This window comes from Paraburkholderia franconis (assembly GCF_009362735.1).
In the GTDB taxonomy this organism is placed as follows: Bacteria; Pseudomonadota; Gammaproteobacteria; order Burkholderiales; family Burkholderiaceae; genus Paraburkholderia; species Paraburkholderia franconis.
This window is the reverse complement of sequence record NZ_WHNP01000195.1, coordinates 1-2,010: the sequence shown is the minus strand read 5'-3', so window position 1 is coordinate 2,010 and position 2,010 is coordinate 1. Positions and strand designations below refer to the sequence as shown.

General features: G+C 58.8%; 1 protein-coding gene. It reads right to left on the bottom strand.

Annotated elements, in window-relative coordinates; translation table 11 throughout:
- The coding region (locus tag GCT13_RS47465; RefSeq protein ID WP_152768414.1) for a recombinase family protein at nucleotides 1–1,683 on the bottom strand (1,683 nt) is incomplete at its 3' end.
- Nucleotides 1,684–2,010 lie beyond the last annotated feature (327 nt).

Genomic DNA, 2,010 nt, shown 5'->3' with positions numbered 1-2,010 from the left:
GGGCTGATTACGCCGCCTACAATGTTGCATACTTTTCGCTCCTTCGTCTGAGTCGTTCGAATTTTCGCTGCCGCGAACCGGGGGCTGCGGATCGACACGGAACACAACGACGATTTCGTCCTTGTGGATTTCGACGCGCTTGACCAGGCCCAGAACGATCTTGCGTTTCGTTTCAAGATCAATCGCATCAAGCTTTTCAGTGACAGCGGCTGCAAATTCCTCGAGCCGGTTGATGACCAGAAACAGTTCGCTTTGCATCGCTCCGTGGCGCCGTGATTCCTGGATCTGCTGTTCAATCTGTTCGAGCCGGCTCTTCAATTGCTGCATCCGTGGCTCGAAGTCGGTCTTGTCGATGATACCGTCGGCGTAGCTGTCGATCAGCCGCGATTTGCCCTTTTCGAGCTGAAGCCGCTGCTTTTCCAGGCTGGCGGTGTCGAAGCCGCACTTTTCGTTACGCTCCATCACGTCAAGTCGGCGTTCATACTCTTCTTTCAGTCGATCTGGATTTCTAAGCAATTCGACGATCTGATTCCATACCAGCTCGTCGAGCTTGTCCGTTCGTACCTGCGGGTTGTCGCAGATACGTTCGCCCCCGAATCGGAAAGCGTCGGTTCCAACGCAGCGGTAATAGGCGTAATCCCGCTGATGTCCTTTGGCTGCAGCCTTGCTCACTTTCTTCGCGTAATAGGCGTAACGGCACTGTCCACAAACAGTGAGCCCCTGCAGCAGGCGCAGCGTCGCATTATCCCGGCGCTGGCGCGCCAGCTTGCGGTTCTCGGCAAGCTGCTCCTGAACGATTTCGAATAGTGCTTCGCTGATGATCGCCGGCACAGGAATTTCGATCCACTCCTGCCGGTCCGCACGTTTCGCTGAATAGGGTTTCCTGGGCACGTCGGCGCTGTGACGCTGGGCACGCACGCGCACCGGGTGATCGCACACCTGCGTTTTGCCGAACGCGGCCCGCCCCATGTACGCCGGATTACGCAAGATGCCCCATACCACGCTGCGGTCCCAGTACGGCTTGCCCGATGCCGTCACCGTACCGGCCTCGCCAAGCCGACGTATCACTTCTCCGAGGCTCAGGCGCTCCAGCCCGACCCACTCGAAGATCGCTTTCACCGTGGCGGCTTGCGGCAGTTCGATGACGTACCGGGCTGGCGTCCCGTCGAGCTGTCTTCGGATGTAGCGGTAGCCATAAGGCGCCCCTGATAGCACATTGACCGTACCGCGTTTCGCACCGTGAAGCTTGCCGCGGCGGTGACGCTCTGCGATTTTTGCCCGCTCGTACTCCGCTATCATGCCCTGCATCTGCAGCAGCAGTGATTCTTCCGGTGTTGTGCCAATTGCATGATTGAGAAACACCACCTGTACGCCGCACGAGGAGAGCTCTTCCATCAGCAGCGCCTGGTGCGCATATTTACGCGCCAGGCGGTCCGGCGAGAGGATGTACAGCCGATCGATCGTCCCGAGCGCGGCGACGTCGCGCAGGCGCTCCAGTTGCGGCCTGACCAGCGTTGCGCCGCTCACCCCGGCATCAACAAAGCACATGTCCTCCACAATCTGCGCACCGTCGGCCTGAATACGCTCTTTCAATGCAGCGATCTGGCTGTCTATCGTGCCGCGTTTGCTTTGCTGCTCGGATGACACGCGCGCGTAAAACGCGACCATGGCAACGTTGCTCATCGTTTGCCTCGCTTCATAGCCATCACCGTCGCAGGCCTTGCGTTCGATGAACGCTTCGTGCTTCGGGCATCGATCGGACTGAGCTGCTCGTAGGCCTTCTCCAGTTGTTCGCTGGAATAGCGGTTCGGCTCAAAAGCGAGACGTACTCGCCAGTGTTTGCTTCGTCTCCGTGTCATCGATTGGGCTCCCGGTTAGCGGGAGCAACGGCCTCAAGCACGAGAACCGCATCAATGGCAGGACGTTCTCTGGACCATGGCGCCAGACACTCCCTCGACATGCGAAGGCCCCATATTACCCGCGAGTTTGCTATGTTGTTGCCGGAGCTAC